This window comes from Holdemania sp. 1001302B_160321_E10, assembly GCF_015552275.1.
Taxonomy (GTDB): domain Bacteria; phylum Bacillota_I; class Bacilli_A; order Erysipelotrichales; family Erysipelotrichaceae; genus Holdemania.
The window spans coordinates 73,641-92,854 of sequence record NZ_JADNEM010000011.1 but is presented as its reverse complement, the minus strand read 5'-3'; the positions used below and the strand labels follow the sequence as shown (position 1 = coordinate 92,854).

Here is a 19,214-nt window from a genome sequence, read left to right as displayed (position 1 = left end):
AATAAGAAAGCTGCAGCCTGTCTGAATATAAAAGTTTGAGAAGAATTGAAAAATGATATAATCAGAAGAGAGCATATAAAATTCAAAAGAAATGAGGGGATGTTGTCATGCTTCGTCTGGAAACAAGAAGAATGATCCTGCGGGATTATACGGTCGGGGATGAAACAGCGATTCTGAAACTGAAGAGTAATCCTGAAACGATGTTTTATCTGCCTGGAATGCGCTTAAATTCATTGGAAGAAGCAAAGGCAGACCTTTGTCAATGTCTGTTGGATCAGACAGCTGCGAAACGTCACACCGTTTTTTTTCACATGGAGTCAAAAACAACCGTTGAGGTTATTGGAAGCATCGGCTACACGATTAAGCAAAATACGCCGTTAGGCAAACTTGCGGACGTCGGTTATTTTCTGCTGCCCCAGTTCTGGAATCAAGGATATGCAAGTGAAGCTTTAATGCGCGTAATCGAATTTGCCTTTCTTGAGGACAATGTGATACGACTTTCAGCAGGATGTATCAAAGAAAATGTCGGATCAGAAAAAGTAATGCAAAAATGCGGTATGATCAAAGAAGCGGAGCATATCAACTGCACTTGGCATGCGGGTCATCTTCAGACCCGCGTTGAATATCGTTTATTAAAAAACGAATGGTGTACTGATACAATCTCATTAAAGTAAACAGGCGAAATACGGAAAGCAAACTAGAAAAAGAGGCAAATTCATGAAAAAAATCATCGTGGCTGCGGATTCCTTCAAAGGTTGTATGTCCAGCAGCGAGATCGGAGCGCACATTCAGACTGTGACGCATGAACTTCTTCCGGCGGCTGAAGTCACAGTTCTGCCGATCAGCGACGGAGGCGAAGGCTTAGTTGAAGCTGTCGTTAAAAACGGCGGCTTTCTCCGTCAGGAAGGGATGTTCTGCGATCCTCTGCGCCAGCCATGGAGCGCAGTCTGGGCCAGGAAGGGCTCGGAAGCCGTGGTTGAACTGGCTCAATGCAGCGGGCTGGGTTTATGCCAGCCCCGCAATCCTGCTCTGGCTTCAACCTACGGCACAGGTCTGCAAATCAAAGCGGCTTTAAACGCCGGATGCAAAACGATTTATCTGGGTCTGGGCGGCAGCGGCACGCATGATGGGGGATGCGGAATCGCGGCGGCTCTGGGCGTGCGTTTTTTCCATCAGGGAAAAACCTTTCTGCCTACCGGTTTGACATTGGATCAAATCGAAGCGATCGACGTTTCCGGCTGTGAACTGCGAAACTTTGGCGCACAGCTGATCTGCCTGTGCGACGTCACAAATCCATTGTTCGGCAGTACCGGGGCAGCCCGGGTGTTCGCCCGGCAGAAAGGCGCAGATGAACGGCTGATCGGCCAGCTGGATCGCAGCACGGAAGCGCTGACGCGCAAAGTGGAAGCCTGGCAGGCCTGTTCCCTGGCAAATCTGCCGGGATTGGGCGCGGCCGGGGCCTGCGGTCTGATGTTGAAAGGGTTGTTCAACTGTGAAATCCGCAGCGGACTAAAACAGCTTTTACAATGGATGCGGCTGGACGAACAGCTGGCGGAAGCGGATCTGATCGTTACCGGCGAAGGCCGGATCGACGCGCAAAGTTTACAAGGCAAGGTCCCGCTGGGCATCCTTCGTCATGCTCAGCAGGCAAACGTACCGGTTCTGGCGGTATGCGGTCAGCTCGGTATGGCGAAAACAACGCTGCTGGAAGCTGGATTTTGCGATGTGCTCGTATTGCAGCAGCCGTCCATGAGCGAGCAGGAAAGTATCCTGCACGCCCCACAGCGGCTGCAGGAAGAATGGAGACACTGGCTGAAACAGAATTTACCGCGGCAGGAACTGGCTGAAAAATCCGTCAGTGTGTCATAAGCGCAGTCAAGAACATTTTCCCGGACATTGGATTATGATAGAATAAGAAAAAGAGCCAAAAGAGGTATACCATGAAAATCCGTCATTACCCTGCCGCTCAGCGACAGAAAATTCAAGCGCTTTTAGACTTCAGCCGGCGGATGCTGCGCACCCAGAGGCAGACCTGCGTTAAAGCGTGCAGCTGGGACGTATCGGAAATTGTCCCCAATAAACCCTTGCCGCCATGGGAAATTTTTGCCGCGGAGGAGGATGACGGTCAGATCATCGGAGCTTTGGCGCTGGATCCTACCCGCTGGCAAATTGATTTGTTAGCGGTCCTGCAGCACCATCAGGGCGAAGGCTTATCCAGCGAACTGCTGCATCAGGCCCGCCGGTTCGCGAAAAAACATCATCATTTTGAGCTGCAGGTGATCGTCCTGATGCCCTCGCTGCCATTCTTTTTGAAAGAAGAATTTACGCTGATGTCCAGCGATCATCATCCGGTCCAGTTGCAGGAACGGTTCTTCATGCGGCAAACGTTGCGGCCGCGGCTGGTGCTGGCGGCGGAGCCCTTTGACGACGGCTGGGACGCCCGGGCGTTTAATGAGAGCCTGCAGGCGCTCGTACCGATTTCTCAATGCCAGTCGGTTTCCTGCAATCTAAGCGATGGACAACAGGGATATGTCGACGCGCTGATTGGCCAGTCGGTCTGCCAGCGGGTGACCCTGCCCGTTGATCCGGCTTTCCCTGCCCGAAAAATCAGTTATGCCGTGCGGGGCAACAACGCGATTCTGGAACTTTCCGCGCTCGCTGATGAAACCAGTACCCGGCTTGGCGGTCACCTGATCCTTCATGCCCTCAACCAGGGCTGCCGCCGATTTTATCTGGTGCTCAGCAACGCCATACCGCAGGATGGCGGTTTGGGGATGCTGGAAGCGCTGGGCATGAAGTTTGTTTACGACGATCTGGGTGAAATCGTCCGGGCAGACGATCAGGAATTGAAGAAAACGCTGCGCGGATTGACGTTCATCGCGCTGTGCGATCCCAAGGATTTATACCGCAATGCCCTACCTGCTTCGCCGCTCATTCGCTGGCTGCAGCAAACTTCGTCCGCCGCCGAACCGGGTGCAGGCGCAGGTTATGGGCTGGGCTATACGATTCAGGTGCTGCTGCGCGGGAAATGTCAGGACGGCGTCGCTGCCTTGATGTCGACGATCGGTTTTCGAGAACGGCTGCGCCATGCGGACGCCTTGCTTTGCTTCCGCCAGAAATTCCTGTCGCCTTCCTCCTCCAGTTCCCTGCCTCAGGCTGCGGCGATCGCGCATCATGAAGACATGACGACCATCTTAGTGACGCCGGCAAAGACAAACGCCGCTCAGGCTGAAATTCTGGGCTTTGATCATGTTGTCAATCTGCCGGAAGGACCGTTAAGCGATCAGGATGTTCAAAAGACATTAAGCCGGATTCTTAACGAGCTGAACGGTTTGTAGCCGGAATAGCGGTTCAATTTCATGAAATCTCCTTTCATCATGAAGGTGCTGCCCGAAAAACCGGGCATGGGATTCACTGACAATGCAATGACGTGGATCAGCCTGACTCTGGATCATATCGCTGCGTGAAATTTCCGGCAGACTGCGCTCTGTCTCGTTTCGTCACAGATCGGAAAAGTCGGAAGGTGTCAGGTCCACGACGATGATCCCCCCGTTTTCAACAGCCCCTTTGCCAGCCAGAATGTCTGGTTCGGTCAGAATCATCAGAATTCAAACGGTGCCTTCGTTCAACGCTGCTTCGAAGAACTGGTCATAATCGCTGCGGAATCGCCGGGATCGTCCAGATGGACAATCAACAACGCGTGCCCAGGGTAGGAATGTTCTTCGCTTGAAGCGCGGTTGGAAGCCGCGCGGCAAAACCTCGGGGTCACACTCCTGCCTCAGCCGCTGGCCCATCAGAAGATCGAAACCCGGCACTTCACCCCCGTGATCGTCAGTGATTTCCGTTTTGAAAATTCTCTGTCGCAGCTTTGTCATAAACAAAAATACAAAACCCCGGCGATGCTCAAACGCATAAGACTGGCGGAAACGACGGCGCAGGACTGACGCAGGATGAAGGCTGAGAACAACGCCGGGATCCGTGCTTTTCTATTTCATGGATGCCTTTGTTTTTGTGCATCCCTTTGATAAAGGAACGGGATAAAAACAGATAAAAGCCCCGCGGCTTTCGTTTCTGAAAGAACGGGGCTTTTCATTTTGATTTTCTTGATCCGTACCGGTTCTCGTTACAGGGAATACCAACGGATTCTAAATTCCTGCTTACTTGTTCGCTGCTGCGTTAGCGCCCGCAATCCGGCCGAAGACCATGATATCCGCGATCGCGTCAGAGCCTAAACGGTTGGTGCCGTGGATGCCGCCGGTCACTTCGCCAGCCGCATACAGATTTTCAATGACGTTGCCGTCAACATTGACCACCTGAGCTTCCGGATTGATCTTGATGCCGCCCATCGTGTGGTGGATTGCCGGGATCGACTTCATGATATAGTAAGGACCTTCGCCGAAGGCGATCAGATCGCCGCGCTTGTTGAATTCCTCATCCTTGCCCTTTTCGCAGTATTCGTTATACTTCGCGACAGTGGCCTTCAGGTTTTCCGCGTCGATGCCAAAATGAGCCGCCGCTTCTTCGATCGAGTCGGCTTTTACCAACATGCCGCGTTCGATCAGATCATCATATTCGTTTTGATGCTGCTCGCGGACGCCGGAAGCGACCATCGAAGCTTCGTCCCAGAACAGATACGAGAAGCCGTCGGTGGTTTCCGTAACCGCTTTGGAGATGACGTCGCGGCGTTCCAGTTCCTCAACGAACCGCTTGCCTTCCAGGTTGACTAAGATCGCACGGCCGTCCAGACGGACGTCGCCGACATACAGTAAGCGTCCAGTTTCCGCATCGCAGGTCGGATAGGTCTGGATCCATTCCATGTCGACCAGCTTCGCGCCGATCGCTTCCGCCATCGTGATGCCGTCGCCAGTCGATCCGACGCTGTTGGTGGACAGGATTTTTTCATCCATCATCGGGTTGTACTGCTTGCGCATTTCCAGATTGGAGCCAAAGCCGCCGGTCGCGATGATCACGCCGTTGTGAGCGGTGTAGGTCAGAGTCTGGCCGTCATGCTGGGCTTCGACGCCGATCACTTTGCCTGCTTCGTCCTGGATCAGTTTGGTTGCCGGCGTATCGGTCTGGATTTCGATGCCCAGCTCGTCGCATTTAGCCTTTAACTTCTGAATCGGTTCTACGCCGCTGGCGTTCAGCGGAACCAGACTGCGCTTGACAGAATGACCGCCGAAGAATAACATATTATCCTCAAACTGAACATGCACGTCGTCGCGCAGCCATTCCGCAGCGCTCAGGGCATTTTCAGCCAGAACCCGGACCACTTCCGGATCCGCGATATTGTCGCCGCCCTTCATGATGTCTTCATAGAACAGATCGACGGAATCCTCGATCCCTTCCTTTTCCTGCAGCCAGTTGCCCGGAGCGGCCATTTCCGCACCGGAGATCAGCGTGTTGCCGCCGACCATCGGCATTTTTTCCAGCACGAGAACGCTCGCGCCGTTTTCCTTTGCGGTGATCGCCGCCGCCATACCGGCTCCGCCTGCGCCTAAGACGATTACGTCCGCTTCGGTATTGACGTCCGCAGTTTTCGGCTCGTCGCTGGTCTTCGGCTGTTCCGCAGGCTTCTGCGAACAGGCTGTCAGGCTCAGCGCCATGACGCCCGCTAACGCCAGAAGAGTTACTTTCTTCATTTCTTTTTCCTCCCTTTGACAACATCACTTATTTGTGATTACATTAGCATTATAGCCCGGCAGGACTTGTTTGTATTTGCACAAATTTTCGAAAATTTGTACTTTATCAACCTGAGGTGATCCCCATGAAATTTAAAACCCGAATGATCGTGACATTCAGCGCGCTGATCACCGCCGCCTTTGCGGTTTTGATGAGCCTTGTATACCTGACCGTTTCCCATGCCAATCAACAGCTGGTCTCCTCCACCAGCGTCCAGCTGTTCGACGCCAAAGCCCGCGAAGCCGGCGACTGGCTGGCCCAGCGTGTCAGCGAACTGGAAATCATCGCGCTCAGCCCGGCGGTGCAGTCGATGGATTTTGACCGCATCCGGCCGTTTGTCGAAACGCTCAACGCCGACGTCGGACAGCGCTATGGCAATCAATGGGGCACCTTCGCCATCGGCATGCGCGATGGGATCGGCTGGGTGGCCCAGGATAAGACGATCGACGTATCCGGCCGCGATTATTTTGAACGTGCAATGACCGGTGATGAACCATTTATTCTGAGCGAACCGGTCACCTCCAAGACCGACAACGCCCCGATTGCCCTGATCTGTTATCCGCTGCGCAAAGACGGTGTTCCGTATGGTTTCATCAACGGCGCGATCGCGCTCAACCGGCTGACGGAGCTGGCGCAGGGGATTGACTTCTATGACGGGGTATCGTGGATTATGGACAGCGAGGGACGCAACTACACCGTGCTGCCGGAAGCGCTGAGCAGCGCGAAGCTGGCGCAGTTCGCCGAGCATCTGAAAGTGGATCCGCCGACATCCACCCGTTATGTCTCGGACGGCAGTTCGTTTTTCTACTTTACGCCGATCCCGATGACGGAGGATTGGTTTTTATGTACGCAGGTGCCGCGTTCCGTCTTGATGCAGAACACCTATTCTTTATTGGGAACGCTGGCGATGGTATGGATCGTCTTGTTAGGCGTGACGATCTTCGCGGCGATCCTGCTTTCCCGCACGATCAGCCGGCCGCTGGCTCAGCTGTGCGCGACGATGGATCAGGCCGGGACCGGCGATCTGAGCATCCGGGCCGCGGAACAGGGCGGTGATGAAATCGCAACGCTGGCCCGCTCCTTCAACAAGCTGACGGCCCAGATCCAGCGACTGATGAACCAGCTGATCGATCAGGAAAAAGCAAAACGGCGGGCCGAGCTGCGGATCTTGCAAGCTCAGATCAACCCGCACTTTCTCTACAACACGCTCGATATGCTGCATTGGATGGCTTATGATCACAACGATGAAGACATGCTTCAGCTGATCAGCACGTTATCCAGCTTTTACCGGATTTCCCTGAGCCGCGGCGACGAGTTCATTCCTCTGCCGCGCGAGCTGGATCATGTCCGGTATTATCTGGAAATTCAGAAAATGCGGTTTGCGGATCAGTTTGATTTCACGATTGAAGCTTCGCCTGAAACGCAATCGTTGTTAATGCTGAAGCTGCTGCTGCAGCCGCTGGCGGAAAACGCGGTTGCGCATGGCATCAAGCCGTGCCCGCATCCGTGTACGCTGTCGATTCAGGCGCGCCGCATCGGCAAAGATGTGGAGATGAAGGTCAGCGACAACGGTGTGGGAATGGACTCCGAAACGCTCGGCCAGCTGCGCCGGGCGTTCGACACGGGAAAAAGCAGTCTGGGCTTCGGCCTGGTCAACGTCCACCAGCGGATTCGTTTAACCTATGGCAAGGACTACGGACTGACACTGGACAGCGTAAGCGGACAGGGCACGGTGGTTACGGTGCGGATTCCGGCGATTGAGGAGGAATATGATGTGGAAAGTATTGATTTGTGACGATGAAGCGATGACCCGGCGGGGCTTGACCAAGATGATCGGCCACTGCCGAAAGGATATGGAAGTGGTGGGCGCCGCGGCCCAGGGAGAAGAAGCGTGTGCGATGATCGAACAGCTGCGGCCGTCGATCGTCTTCATGGATATCAACATGCCGTTAGTCAGCGGTCTGGAAGTCATTGAGCGCTACCACGAGGATCCGCGGCTGCGATTTGTGATCATCTCCGGCTACAGCGACTTTGAGTACGCGCAGAAAGCATGCCGCTACCATGTCGTCGATTACTTGTTGAAGCCGGTCACTGAGGAACAGCTCAGCGCCGTGCTGGATCGCTGCGCGGCGATGCTCCAGCAGGAGATCACAACCTCCCGGATCGTGGTCCCGCAGCATCAGGACCGCCGGATGATCACGCAGGTGCTGCAGGAAATTGATCGCCGGGCGACGGACAGCGAGTTTTCGCTCAATCAGCTCTCTGAACAATTTCATGTTTCCGCTTCCTATCTGTCGCGGATCATCAAAGAAGAGGTCAACTGTACGTTCAGCGAACTGATCAACGAAAAACGGCTGACGAAGGCGCGGACGATGCTGCTGAGTCCAGAGCCGTATCTGATGTGGGAAATCGCCGAACAGTGCGGCTTCACGTCGCAGCATTATTTCTGCCGGGTATTCAAAAACCGCTTCGGTCTCAGTCCCCAGCAATGCCGCCAGATGATGAAGGAAGAAAAACAAACGTCGGAGGATTCCCGTCATGAATGATCTTGAAAAAGCTCATGTTTTCTCCGTGCATTACAAAGCGCAGTGACTCCAGGATCAGCGCTGCGGATGTTTCTAATGTCCTGCCATTTTCGATCCCCGGAAAATCACGGAGTGGATCGACGATCCGGCAGGGACGGCCGTTTGTCCTTATTGCGGCATGGATTCCGTCATCGGCGAGTCCTCCGGTTATCCGATTACCCGCAAGTTTTTACAAAGAATGCAGAAATATTATTTCTGAGATCCGGGCTTAATTCTTACGATTCGCAAAATGATAAAGGGAACGAACATTCAAGATCCTTCATCCGATCGTTGACTTCCGTTCCCTTTTTTCATTACTTCATCGTTTCTTATTTCAATATTATTTCCTTGCAAAGCCTGACTTGGAAAACTTCATTTTAAACTTATTCCTGAAATTTGATCCGCCGGACAGCCGCTCAGTCGTTTTGATGCAGCGCCTGAGGGTTCAGCGTGACGTGAAAATCTTCGGCCAGCGCAATGAAATCCTCCGTTGTGATCGTCTGCCGCTTATGCGGAGTGACGGAAAGCACCTTGATCAAAATCTCGGCAGACTTCTCAATCGTGTGCATCAAGCCGAACGTTTCATCAAAATCTGTTCCTGAACAGAACAATCCATGATGCGCCCAGACGACGGCGTTCACCTGTTCCATCTGCACACTCGTCACCTCGGCGATCGCCCGGCCGCCCGGCACCATCCATTTCACCACGCCGACCCCCTCTGGAAACACGACCGGACATTCCGTCGCCATTTCCCACAGCTCCCGCGTAAAGACCGCAGGTTCCAAAGGCAGGATAAACGTCAGGGCGATCAGGTTGGCTGGATGGGCATGATAGATCACACGGTGCTTCCCCTGCGTGACGCGTTTTTTCACCTCATGATTCATAAGATGCGTCGGCAGCTCGCTGGTCGGTCTTCCGCCTTCGGTCAAGCCCCAGACAATCCGGTACTGCGTGCCGTCGGCGCTGATCTCGATGATCGCCAGATTGGCGGCCGGATTCAGCTCGACGTTGCGCATATATTTGCCGCTTCCCGTCACGGCGAAGAACTCGCCGGCCAACCCCGGCACCTTGGCCGTGATCGGCTGCCAGGGCTGGCCAAAATCCAGCTGATTGTGAATCGTCTCAAGCTCGGTCTGCGGGATGCGGTACGACAGATTGCCGCCGTTGCGCTCGTGCCATCCTTGCCGGAAGCCGTCGCCGCACATCCGAATCATTCCCTGCATCCAGGGTGTTTCCAAACATTTCATCCTTGTTCCTCTTCCTCCCGTTTTGCCAGAACACGACGTTCATAGTCCTGTACGACTCTCAGCCATTCCTGCTCGCCCGGTACGCCCTGACGTTGACAGAAAGTCTCCCAAACCGCCCCCAGCGGCGCCATTTTCAGCTGTTCCTGCAGCGCCATCAGTTCGGTGAAACGGCGCTGTCTTTGCAGCTCAGCCAACGTTGCCTGCGGCATTAACAGGGCGTTGAGCAGCGCTTTGCGGACACTGCGCACGCCGATTGCCCACGCCGCGATCCGGTTGATGCTGGCGTCAAAATAATCGGTTGCGATGCGGATCCGGCGGACGTCATTGCGGATGATTTCCTGAGCAATCTGCCGCGTTTCATCGTCGTACAGCACGACGTGATCGCTGTCCCAGCGCACCGGCCGGCTGATGTGCAGCGCCAGCTCATCACTGAACAACAACATCGACGAAATTTTATCGCTGATCATTTCCGTTGGATGGTAATGCCCGGAATCCAACAGACAAAGCAGCTGATTCTGTGCGGCATAATTCATGTAAAATTCGTGCGAGCCGACGGTGTAGCTTTCGATCCCGATGCCGAACACCTTCGATTCCACGGCAATCTTCACCTTCGAGCGGTCATAATCCAGCGCCAGAATCTGATCGAGCGAAGCTTTTAACCGGGCGCGCGGAGAAGTCCGGTCGGCTGGAATATCCTTTAATCCGTCGGGAATCCAGATGTTGACCAGACTTGTGTCTTCCAGTTGATCCGCGAAAGCTTCAGCGATTTTGATGCAGGTTTGACAATGGCGGATCCAGAACTGCCGGATTGCTTCATCTTCGCTGGAAAGCGTCGCAGCCTCCGCCAGCGGATGTCCGAACAGCGTCGGATTGAAGTCCAGCGCCAGTCCGTTTTCCTTCGCGAAAGCGATCCACGGCTGGAAATGCTCCGGCTTCAGCTGATCGCGGTCCACTTTTTGGCCAGGCTCAAATACGGCATAGCTGGCATGCAGATTCAGCCGATGCTTTCCAGGGAGCAAGTGCAGCGCCGTTTCAATATCCTGCTTCAGCTGTGCGAAATTCCGCGCGCGGCCGGGATAATTGCCGGTTGCCTGAATCCCGCCGGAGACCGCCCCGGCCCCGTCGAAGCCGATCACATCGTCGCCTTGCCAACAATGAATCGAGATGGGAATTCCGGCAAGCGTGTTCAGCGCCGCTTCCACGTCAACTCCCAGAAGCGCGTAATCCGCAGCGGCCAGCCGGAATTTTTCTGATGAAACCGTCATGTTTTTTCCCTCCTTATGAAGAATATCGAGATCTGCCATCAGGACGTTGCGTCATGATCTGATCCTCTCCTTATTCCTGTTATTTCAAATAGAACACCGGGATTAAGTCCACGCTGACCGGGCTGTTGTCCGGGTTGGTTTCCATCAACTCCGCCATCGAATCCCACCACTTCCGGCAGATTTCCGTTTGCGCCGAAGCCGCCCAGCGCTCCTCGTCCTCAATCTCTAACACCGCGAACAACGTCAGCGTTTTGGGATCGAGAAAGATCGAATATTCATGCCCGCCATAGTCGTGGATCATCTGCTTCATCTGCGGCCACAGCTGATCATGCCGCCGTTTGTATTCTGCTTCCTTGCCGGGGTACAACTTCATTTTAAACGCTTTGCGAATCATTTTGACTGCCCCTTTCCGCGCCTCTTCCTCCGCTTTCTTTTCCAGTTTCAGTATAGCAGAAATCAAGCGGGAAAAGTAAAAAGCTTCGCTGTTTTTTCAGGAAAAGCAGCGAAGCGATAAGAAGTACAGTATTGACAGGACAGGAATTTCCGTTATTCCTCAGTCCAGCATTCTTCAGCCAGCCGCATACCGGCCTGAATGACCTGATTGATGTAGCGTTTTCTGACCTCGGCGAAGTTCACGCTGCCCCAGCGCCAGCCGCCGGCTTTGGTCTCAGGCAGCGGATGACCGTCCGACGCCAACAACATCGCCGCGGCCGGGATGCCGTAAACCGCGCAGACCTGAAGCAGGGCGGCGGCTTCCATGTCGACCCCGGCGCAGCCCAGCGCACGCCAGGCCGCCTCCTTGTTCATCGTCTGGCGATACACCGCATCGGTGGTCACGGTATCCAGAGACTTGACCGGCAGCGTCTTCGCCATCGCCTGATTCAGAAAAGCGCGCAGCGCAGGATCGGCCCCCGCCCATTCGCAGTTTTCAGCATAATGTCTGGACGTGCCTTCCTCACTGTAAATCCGCGCCGGAATCAGAACGTCCCCCACCTGCGCCCGGGGATCGAAAACGCCGCACAAGCCAGCGACGATCACCTTCTTTACGCCGAGCGCCACCACGGTTTCCAGCGTATCGACCGCCGCCGGCGCGCCATAGCCGCCTTTCGTAAAGCAGACACGCGGAGCATTCCGCAATCTCAGACACGGCGGATTATCCAGAAAACAGGGCAGATGTTCACTGATCACCTCACAGGGATAATCCTGACGCAGCTGATCGAGCGCCCGCCCCATTTCAAACAGCACGCACACCTCCGGCAGAACTGGCGGCGCTGAGGTACCGTGACTGCTTTTCACATGCCGCTGGGCCGTGATCACCGCTTCGCTGCGGTCTTCCGGATCAAACCAACGCATCTGGATCCTCCGATTCCCGCGCGGCCAGAATCACCGGAATCATCATTTCCTCCACACCCAGTCCCGCGTGCTGGCCCTTAAACGGCGGCTTCCCGTTTTCCCACAGACCAAGGCAGCTGGAACCGATCGCAACCGCGAAAACATCGCCGAGGAATTCCCGCGTCCGCGGATGGATCGGACCCGGACCGAACAGTCCTTCGTCCAGCCAGGTTTGCGAGGGTTTCAATACGAACCGGTCGCCATATTTCCGTTCAAACTTTTCCATGAACTCCGCCAGCCGTCCATCCTTCACAAAGAACGCTGTGCCGCGCGGCTCCACCGTCGGACCAAAGCGCAGACAGTCCAGCAGCTCAGGATCCTCTTTCAGGTTGATGTTGTCGACGTCGACCTGTCCATGATCAGCGATGATGATCAGGCCCGTCCGCGGATCCAGCTCGCTGGCCAACCTGCGGCAGCGCGCGTCGATCTGCTTCAATTCCTCCGTACACGCCGGATCCGAGGGACCTTTCACATGCATCAGGGAATCGAAATGATCCCAATAGGCATAGATGAACTGCGCGTCCTGAGCCTGGCTGTGCGTGGCGATTTGATCGCACAATTCATCGAAGCTGTGCGCCCCGCCTTCGCGGAAAGCGGGATACAGCTCCAGCGCCGTTTTCCCCTGCCGGATCAGCTCTTCCTTCTGATTCAGAAACGGGATATGCGTATACGAGTAATCGAGATAGCTTCGCTCTCCGTAATAGCTGCGGTTCATGAACAGAATCAAGGAATCATCCAGTTCCTTAAAATATTGATGCCAGCCGATCCAGCCGTTTTCCGCCGGGGATTTCCCGCTGAGCACGCTGGTCGTCGCGGCCGAGGTGGTTGAAGGATAGACCGTCGTCACTTCCTTGAGCTGATGCGTCCGCAGAAAGCTGTCCTTTTCCAGTTTGGTTTCCAACAGCCGGGCGCCCATCCCGTCGATCAACAGCACGACGATCTGATTCCACTGATGGTCAGCCAGCCAGGCGCTCACCTGCGGATCCGCCGGGTGATGGACGCTCAATCCAAGCTGCTGCCGCCAGGCGTTGATCACGCTCAAGATTCCTTTGCGGTAATCGGGTTTTATCAATTCCATAGACTTAAACCTCCTTTTTTCTCAAATGCAAGCCGCCGTTCTGCGCTTGGCGAACAGAACTTGAAAACTCTGCCGCCGCAATCTCAACCGGCTTCTCTGATCTTCATTTTACTCAATCCCAAGGGAAAGAACAAAGGTTTTGCGATGAAAATTATCTGTTCCCGATAACTTTTACTTTTCGATTCCCCTGCGCCGAGGTAAAATAGATCGGTGAGGGATTAGAATTATGGAATTATTAAATGAGATTTTCAGTCAGTTCAACGCGGTACTGTGGGGGCCGCCGTTGATTCTTCTGCTTTTGGGCACGCATCTGTGGATGACCGTCCGCACCCGCGGCGTGCAGCGCTGGGTCTTCAAGGGAATCAAATTATCGGTCACGCCGGATAAAACCGAGGGGGATATCAGTCCGTTCGCGGCGCTGACGACAGCGCTGGCGTCCACGATCGGCACCGGCAACATCATCGGCGTGGCGACCGCAATCGTTTCCGGCGGGCCGGGCGCAGTGCTGTGGACATGGCTGACCGGGTTGTTCGGCATCGCCACTAAGTATGCGGAAAGTCTGATCGCCGTCAAATACCGCCGCAAAACGGAAGACGGCACCTATCTGGGCGGCGCGATGGTCGTGCTGGAAAAAATCGGCCATCCCAAACTGGGCGTGGCGTTCGCGCTGTTAACCGGGCTGGCGGCGTTTGGCATCGGCTGCAGCGTCCAATCCAATGCGATTGCCGACGCGCTGGTTACCAATTTTCATTTCAACGCTTCGCTGGTCGGTCTGGTGCTGGCGGCCGTGACGTTCTTAGTCATCTTCGGCGGCGTCAAGTCGATCGCCAACGTGTGCGAGAAGCTGGTTCCGTTCATGTCGTTATTTTATACGCTGGGCTGCTTCTACATTCTGTATTATAACCGGGCGTATCTGCTTCCGGCGATCGAGCTGATTCTGCAGGCGGCATTTACGCCCCGGGCGATGGCCGGCGGGTTTATCGGCAGCACGATCATGACGGCCTGCCGGTATGGCTGCGCACGCGGTTTGTTCTCCAATGAATCCGGGATGGGGTCGGCGCCGATCGTCGCCGCCGCAGCCCAGTCGCGCAATCCGGTCCGTCAGGCATTGATCTCCTCGACCGGCACGTTCTGGGACACTGTCGTCGTCTGCCTGATCACCGGCCTGGTGCTCGTTTCCAGCATCCTCGCCAACCCGGCGATCTCCACGATCGGCCTGGAGGGCGGCGAACTGACAACGCTGTGCTTCGCGCAGATTCCCGTCATCGGCACGCCGCTGTTGATCTTCGGCATCCTGACGTTCGCCTACTCGACGATTCTGGGATGGAGTTATTATGGCGAACGATGCATGGAGTATTTATTTGGTAAGAAGATCTTGAAGCCGTACCGTGTTTTGTGGATCGTCGTGCTGTATCTGGGCTGCACGATGAAGCTTGATCTGGTGTGGACGATCGCGGACACACTGAATGGCCTGATGGCGATTCCGAATCTGATCGCCGTGCTGCTTCTGACCCAGGTCATCGTCAAAGATACGCGGTATTATCTGGATGAAGGCCATCTGGACGAAACCGATCCGGATATGGAATGATCTGAACAAGACACAATTAAACCAGACCCCATGAGGAACGAAACGTTATAATCCTGCAGGATTGCGGCGTTTCGTTTTTTTTTCAGGTTTCTGCCGCGGGTTCGAAACAACAAAAGCTCTTTTTCCTCAGGCAGAAGAAAAAGAGCTTTTCGTGTCAATCATTTCATTATTAAGTATCGTTAATGAAGGAGGATCGCTTTCGCAATTTATGAGTCTGTCGTTTTCAGCCGGGCCTGGACAACGAAGCGATGCGTCGGTTCGATCGCCGAGCTGCAGGTGATGAGCGTCAGCTGACCCGTCCCATCGCTCAGCAGCACAGAATTGTCCTGCGGCGTTACGGTCAGGGTTTGATAGACCTCATAAACCACCGAACTGCTGCCTTGTTGAAGGATGATTTCAGCGCCGATTGCGATTGAAGGCAGATCGTGAAAGAAACCACCCACGACATTGCGGTGACCGGCGATCACGCAGTTGCCCGGACCGCCCGGTTCCCCGGTATTTTCCATGTGACCCAGACTTATCCTCAGTGTTTGCGCCGCGGTGCCTTCGCACACCGCTTCCTCCAGATCCAGCGACGGAATCCGCAGCAGCGCCGGGCCGTCCGCGAACGAGAATCGGGCATCGTCATCCATGAATTCTGTTGTCTGCGCTTCTTCGTGAATCCCCTGAGTCCTGCGGGTCTGCGCAATCAGCGCTTCCCGTTGCTTCAGTTCCAGAATCCGGCTGCCTACCGTCGTGGAAACCAGAAGAATCCCGGCGCCCAACAGGATCAGTCCGAAAATTTTCGCTTTCATCCGTGGCGGCGCTTTTTCAATGTCAGCGCCAGTCCCGCGGCAATCAGAATGAAGCCGCCGGCCAGTGCCAGCACAAACTCCCGATCTCCGGTATAAGGCAGAACGGCTGCCGGGGCCGAAGACGCCGGCGTTTCAGATTCTGGTTGTTCTGGAGCTGGCGGGGCCGGATGTTTCTGATTGATCACAGCGTGAATTTCCAAACCGCTTTCCTGACCTCTCAGCGCACTGGCAACACCGTCGGCGTCGACCGTAACCTCAAACAATTCGTCCGTTTTCTCATACCCCTGCGGAGCGCTCAGCTCTGCGATCACATAGGTCTGGCCCAGTTCCAGATCCGTGAAATGAACCTGGCCGTGATCGTCGCTGGCAGCCTGGGAAAGCTGCGTCGTTTCATCAAAGCTGCCGCTTTCCGTTTTATAAATCGCAAAGAGCGCGCCGGAGACCGGCTTGCCATACTGATCTTGTTTCAGGAAGACAACCTCCCCACGCAGCCGCGCATCGCTGACCTTCAAAAGCTGAATCGTCCCCGCTTTCGCGGTGATTGTCACTGGATATTCCGTAGTATCGAGCACAAATCCCTGCGGTGCGTTCAATTCCTTCACTACATATTCGTTCTCGCCCGCCTTTGTTTTCAGCGCGGTAAACAGCGCTTTGCCCTCGCTGTTGGTGACGACCTTCTGCATCAGGTAGGTTTCGCCCGCGGCATTTTTTGCGTACAGACCATATTCGGCCCCCGTGACCGGCGTATTGTCATCCGCTGCGGTTTTCGTCAGCTCCAGACTGGCGCGTCCGGGGATCCGCATCGCCGAACCGGCGGAATATTTCGACTGGAACTGGATTGCATCGCTGTTGGCCAAACCGCTGCTCTGATCTCCCATCCCGGCCAGGTTGGACAGCGCAAACTCACCTTTGGCGGCGACGTTGACAAAGGCCGAATAGTGCAGCACATAGGAACCGTTGAGATCCAGCGCGGCAGGCAGCATAAACACCGCCTGATTGCCATTGACCTGAACGGCTGTTCCTTCAATCGTATCCGTTTCCTTGAAATCGCCGTTGGCTTGAATTTCAGCTTGCTTTAAAACAACGCTGTCGGGATCCAGAAGTAATTCCTCACTCATTGTATCGGTGATGACAAGACCGTCCGGGCAGACCGTACTGAGATCTGCCCCGGCCTGGTTGATTTTGATCGTATAGTCGACGGTGTATTGATCGCTGTGAACGACGCTCGATTTGTCAAATGCCGTATTGGCGATCTCAAGCTTGGTCCCGTGGCTGACTGGCTCGCCTTCCTGCTTTTCCAGAACAGCGGTGTTCGTCAGCTTTAACAAAGCGTTCGCGTCGCTGGATGTATTGGATTGATCAAACCGGAACCCCTCGGGCAGATTCGTCGCATTCACGTCCAACACCGTGTTAAAAGTCAGTGTGACCTGTTCATGCAGCGTGCCCAGATCGATCTGAAGCTCGTTATTCACAATCACCGGCGTCATCGGAACATCTTTGTTTTGTGAAGCATACCGGACAGTCAGACTGTTTTCCACATACCGCAGATACTCCGGCAGCGCATCCTTAACCCGAACATCTGTCAGCTCGGTACCGTTTTGATTGACGACAATCTTCCAGCGAAGTTCATGAGTTTGATAATCATAACCTTCCACGCTCTTCTGAAGCACTGTGCTGGAAAACTGTGGCTGGCCGGAGGCGGTCAACGTCGGAATGGCATCGGAACCGAAGGCCACCTTGTTATGAAATTTCATTTTCGCATTATCCGCATAGAACAGCGGATCGGTCGCTTCGGTTTCATACTGGAACACAATCATTTCGTTAAAGGTATTCGTCTGACCGTCAGCGTTGGCGATCAGAATCTCATAATCCTGTGTCGTCTCAGTTGTCTTATCAGCCAGCGGATTGATTGTGATCGTATACCCTGTTTTCGGCGTGATCACCTGAGCGTTGCCGATATATTTCTGATTGGCCGTGGTCAAGGTATCAATAATCGTTCCATCCTGAACATCCAGAAGATTCTTATTCAGCGTCACTGTCCAGGTAATCCGGCGGGTCGCGGCATTGTAGCTCGCGGATTTTTCAACAACGCTGGTCGGCAGCTTGTGGTTTTTTTCAATGACCGGCGTGCCGTAATCGCGGGCTGGTTCCGGACCGGCGCCGTCCGGATCCCAGTTCATCTGCAGCCACGCCTTGTTGTTCAGATTTGTATTGACGTTCTGCGCTGTCAGATCGAGATCAAAGTGCGTGAGATAGGTGATCACGTATTCGGCTTCCTGCGGATGATTGATCGTCAGCAGTTTCTGATCACCGCCGCTTCGCCCATCAAAGGCAGGATTTAACAAAACCTCAGAGGGAACGGAATTTCCGTTCACCGTAACGTTGGCGTCCGCTGCGCTGAAGCTCAAGCGATCTTCCAATTCGTCGTAAAGGGTAATCGTGTTAAAAGGCAGCGACTGGGTATGCACGACGAGCTTCCAGGTCATCGTCTTGTTGACAAGATCATAACTTTCGCCGGTTTTCATCAGCCAGCTGTCGCCCTTGACCCGCACCTCCCCCTGCGCCTCGGACAGTTTTGCCGAGCCGTCCGGCTGCCAGAGCTGGGCCGTATTGGTCACGGTCATCCCTTTGGAAGGATCTGCCAGCTGACCATCGTCACCGATAAACACCGCGGGGGATGGTATGGTCTTGTATGTGATCACTGCATCCTGACTTAATGGCTGGTCAAGTGTGACCCGCAGCGTCTGCCCGTCGACCTGAACTGCAGGATGCGTCTGCTGCGAACCGACTTTCAGTGTCAGCGAATTGTCGACATAGGTCTGCTTCGCTGTCAGTTCATCGCAAAACAGAAATCCCGTCGTATATTGCGGAGCATTCTGTTCCTCATCAAACGGCGCGATTTGCCTGCTTAACGAAACTGTCCAGACAATCGTCCCGGAATTCTCATAGACGCCGCTTTTTGCGGTAACGGCCGGATCCTTGAGGGCATTGTCTGCAATGGTCAGGCGAATGGAGCGGTCTGTCCCTAAACTCATTTCCACATCCTGCCGGCCGCCGATTTCATCCATGTCCAATCTGGCGCTGAATTCAAAATTCATTGCATAAATTGGCAGGACGCCCAGATCTTCTTCGAAGACAAGCTTGATCTGATCCTTCTGCGCCCCGGCAGTGACGTGCGCTACCGTCTGCCCGTCAATCTTGATTTCCTGATTCAGATTCGGATGACTGTTTTCGATATATTCCGGGATTGCGATGTCCCACTCGCTGCCCGGCAGATTCATGGATTCCTCCAGTGGTTTCAGCGTGTAGCGTAAAATTAACGCGTCTTCTGCGGCGACGCTGTCTCCGTTATTTAACGCGGAATCTCCGCATAAAAGTTCAACCTTTTCGATTAACTTTGCGCCATCCCCTGCGGCCTCTGCGGATACTGTGGGCGGCATCATCGCTTCCAGAGGCAGCACGCAAAGTCCGATGCAGCATAAAAACTGGAATAACTTCCTCATATTTCTCTCCTCAATCATTATTAAGCATGCGCTTAACAATGAGTTTATCATAGCGAAAGAACCAATTTATGACAAAATACAGTTTTTAATCGCATTTTTCA

At 54.4% G+C, this 19,214-nt stretch carries 14 protein-coding genes and 1 pseudogene; 7 read left to right on the top strand and 8 right to left on the bottom strand.

From position 1 onward, the window contains the following. Window positions 1–107 precede the first annotated feature (107 nt). From I2D94_RS08600 to I2D94_RS08585, 4 genes and pseudogenes are all read left to right on the top strand, one after another. The gene (locus tag I2D94_RS08600) at window positions 108–674 is read left to right on the top strand and encodes a GNAT family N-acetyltransferase (protein WP_195396340.1); all 567 of its coding nucleotides are present in this window, start codon (window positions 108–110) and stop codon (window positions 672–674) included. A gap of 43 nt (window positions 675–717) precedes the next feature. Further along, a complete protein-coding gene (locus I2D94_RS08595; RefSeq protein ID WP_195396338.1) occupies window positions 718–1,869 on the top strand; it encodes a glycerate kinase in 1,152 nt (383 codons plus the stop codon). Window positions 1,870–1,940: 71 nt separating this feature from the next. Beyond that, a complete protein-coding gene (locus I2D94_RS08590; RefSeq protein ID WP_195396337.1) occupies window positions 1,941–3,338 on the top strand; it encodes a GNAT family N-acetyltransferase in 1,398 nt (465 codons plus the stop codon). A gap of 387 nt (window positions 3,339–3,725) precedes the next feature. Further along, a pseudogene (locus I2D94_RS08585) lies at window positions 3,726–3,944 on the top strand (hypothetical protein); the annotation flags it as partial. A gap of 213 nt (window positions 3,945–4,157) precedes the next feature. On the opposite strand, the gene I2D94_RS08580 reads toward I2D94_RS08585, so the two are convergent. Beyond that, window positions 4,158–5,642 carry a flavocytochrome c gene (locus I2D94_RS08580; RefSeq protein WP_195396333.1) on the bottom strand — a complete coding sequence of 495 codons (1,485 nt, stop codon included), beginning with the start codon at window positions 5,640–5,642 and terminating at the stop codon, window positions 4,158–4,160. A gap of 125 nt (window positions 5,643–5,767) precedes the next feature. Between I2D94_RS08580 and I2D94_RS08575 the strand changes: the two genes are divergently transcribed. Together I2D94_RS08575 and I2D94_RS08570 are read left to right on the top strand one after the other, a co-directional pair. Next, entirely contained in the window at window positions 5,768–7,477 is a 1,710-nt protein-coding gene (locus I2D94_RS08575) for a sensor histidine kinase (RefSeq protein ID WP_195396331.1), read from the top strand. Further along, on the top strand, window positions 7,455–8,228 hold the full coding sequence (locus I2D94_RS08570; RefSeq protein WP_195396329.1) for a response regulator: 774 nt from the start codon (window positions 7,455–7,457) through the stop codon (window positions 8,226–8,228). Before I2D94_RS08575 ends, I2D94_RS08570 begins: the two co-directional genes overlap by 23 nt. 434 nt (window positions 8,229–8,662) lie before the next feature. Here the strand turns inward: I2D94_RS08570 and rhaD are convergent, their stop codons facing one another. The 5 genes from rhaD to I2D94_RS08545 all read right to left on the bottom strand — a co-directional run bounded on the left by rhaD (window position 8,663) and on the right by I2D94_RS08545 (window position 13,228). Then, a complete protein-coding gene (rhaD, locus tag I2D94_RS08565; protein ID WP_195396327.1) occupies window positions 8,663–9,493 on the bottom strand; it encodes a rhamnulose-1-phosphate aldolase in 831 nt (276 codons plus the stop codon). Then, window positions 9,490–10,758 carry an L-rhamnose isomerase gene (locus I2D94_RS08560; protein WP_195396325.1) on the bottom strand — a complete coding sequence of 423 codons (1,269 nt, stop codon included), beginning with the start codon at window positions 10,756–10,758 and terminating at the stop codon, window positions 9,490–9,492. Before I2D94_RS08560 ends, rhaD begins: the two co-directional genes overlap by 4 nt. A gap of 79 nt (window positions 10,759–10,837) precedes the next feature. After that, window positions 10,838–11,152: an L-rhamnose mutarotase gene (gene rhaM, locus I2D94_RS08555; RefSeq protein WP_195396323.1), complete on the bottom strand. Its 315-nt coding sequence runs from the start codon at window positions 11,150–11,152 to the stop codon at window positions 10,838–10,840. Between the two features lie 152 nt (window positions 11,153–11,304). Next, window positions 11,305–12,111: a nucleoside phosphorylase gene (locus I2D94_RS08550; RefSeq protein WP_195396321.1), complete on the bottom strand. Its 807-nt coding sequence runs from the start codon at window positions 12,109–12,111 to the stop codon at window positions 11,305–11,307. Further along, window positions 12,098–13,228, bottom strand: coding sequence for an alkaline phosphatase family protein (locus I2D94_RS08545; protein ID WP_195396319.1), 1,131 nt, complete (start codon window positions 13,226–13,228; stop codon window positions 12,098–12,100). The genes I2D94_RS08550 and I2D94_RS08545 overlap by 14 nt, the downstream gene beginning before the upstream one ends. Before the next feature lie 226 nt (window positions 13,229–13,454). On the opposite strand from I2D94_RS08545, the gene I2D94_RS08540 reads away from it, so the two are divergent. Beyond that, window positions 13,455–14,816 (top strand): sodium:alanine symporter family protein, encoded by a 1,362-nt coding sequence (locus I2D94_RS08540; protein WP_072682867.1) that lies wholly within the window; start codon window positions 13,455–13,457, stop codon window positions 14,814–14,816. Between the two features lie 206 nt (window positions 14,817–15,022). On the opposite strand, the gene I2D94_RS08535 is transcribed toward I2D94_RS08540, so the two are convergent. Then, complete coding sequence (locus I2D94_RS08535; RefSeq protein ID WP_072682868.1) at window positions 15,023–15,610, bottom strand: class D sortase; 588 nt, start codon at window positions 15,608–15,610, stop codon at window positions 15,023–15,025. Then, complete coding sequence (locus I2D94_RS18575; protein WP_195396318.1) at window positions 15,607–19,113, bottom strand: LPXTG cell wall anchor domain-containing protein; 3,507 nt, start codon at window positions 19,111–19,113, stop codon at window positions 15,607–15,609. Before I2D94_RS18575 ends, I2D94_RS08535 begins: the two co-directional genes overlap by 4 nt. Window positions 19,114–19,214: the final 101 nt, after the last annotated feature.

Coding starts and splice junctions, on each gene's coding strand:
- I2D94_RS08545 (WP_195396319.1), bottom strand. CDS start 13,228: ATGGAATTGATAAAACCCGATTACCGCAAAGGAATCTTGAGCGTGATC.
- rhaD (WP_195396327.1), bottom strand. CDS start 9,493: ATGAAATGTTTGGAAACACCCTGGATGCAGGGAATGATTCGGATGTGC.
- I2D94_RS08575 (WP_195396331.1), top strand. CDS start 5,768: ATGAAATTTAAAACCCGAATGATCGTGACATTCAGCGCGCTGATCACC.
- I2D94_RS08560 (WP_195396325.1), bottom strand. CDS start 10,758: ATGACGGTTTCATCAGAAAAATTCCGGCTGGCCGCTGCGGATTACGCG.
- rhaM (WP_195396323.1), bottom strand. CDS start 11,152: ATGATTCGCAAAGCGTTTAAAATGAAGTTGTACCCCGGCAAGGAAGCA.
- I2D94_RS18575 (WP_195396318.1), bottom strand. CDS start 19,113: ATGAGGAAGTTATTCCAGTTTTTATGCTGCATCGGACTTTGCGTGCTG.
- I2D94_RS08540 (WP_072682867.1), top strand. CDS start 13,455: ATGGAATTATTAAATGAGATTTTCAGTCAGTTCAACGCGGTACTGTGG.
- I2D94_RS08570 (WP_195396329.1), top strand. CDS start 7,455: ATGTGGAAAGTATTGATTTGTGACGATGAAGCGATGACCCGGCGGGGC.
- I2D94_RS08535 (WP_072682868.1), bottom strand. CDS start 15,610: ATGAAAGCGAAAATTTTCGGACTGATCCTGTTGGGCGCCGGGATTCTT.
- I2D94_RS08600 (WP_195396340.1), top strand. CDS start 108: ATGCTTCGTCTGGAAACAAGAAGAATGATCCTGCGGGATTATACGGTC.
- I2D94_RS08580 (WP_195396333.1), bottom strand. CDS start 5,642: ATGAAGAAAGTAACTCTTCTGGCGTTAGCGGGCGTCATGGCGCTGAGC.
- I2D94_RS08550 (WP_195396321.1), bottom strand. CDS start 12,111: ATGCGTTGGTTTGATCCGGAAGACCGCAGCGAAGCGGTGATCACGGCC.
- I2D94_RS08590 (WP_195396337.1), top strand. CDS start 1,941: ATGAAAATCCGTCATTACCCTGCCGCTCAGCGACAGAAAATTCAAGCG.
- I2D94_RS08595 (WP_195396338.1), top strand. CDS start 718: ATGAAAAAAATCATCGTGGCTGCGGATTCCTTCAAAGGTTGTATGTCC.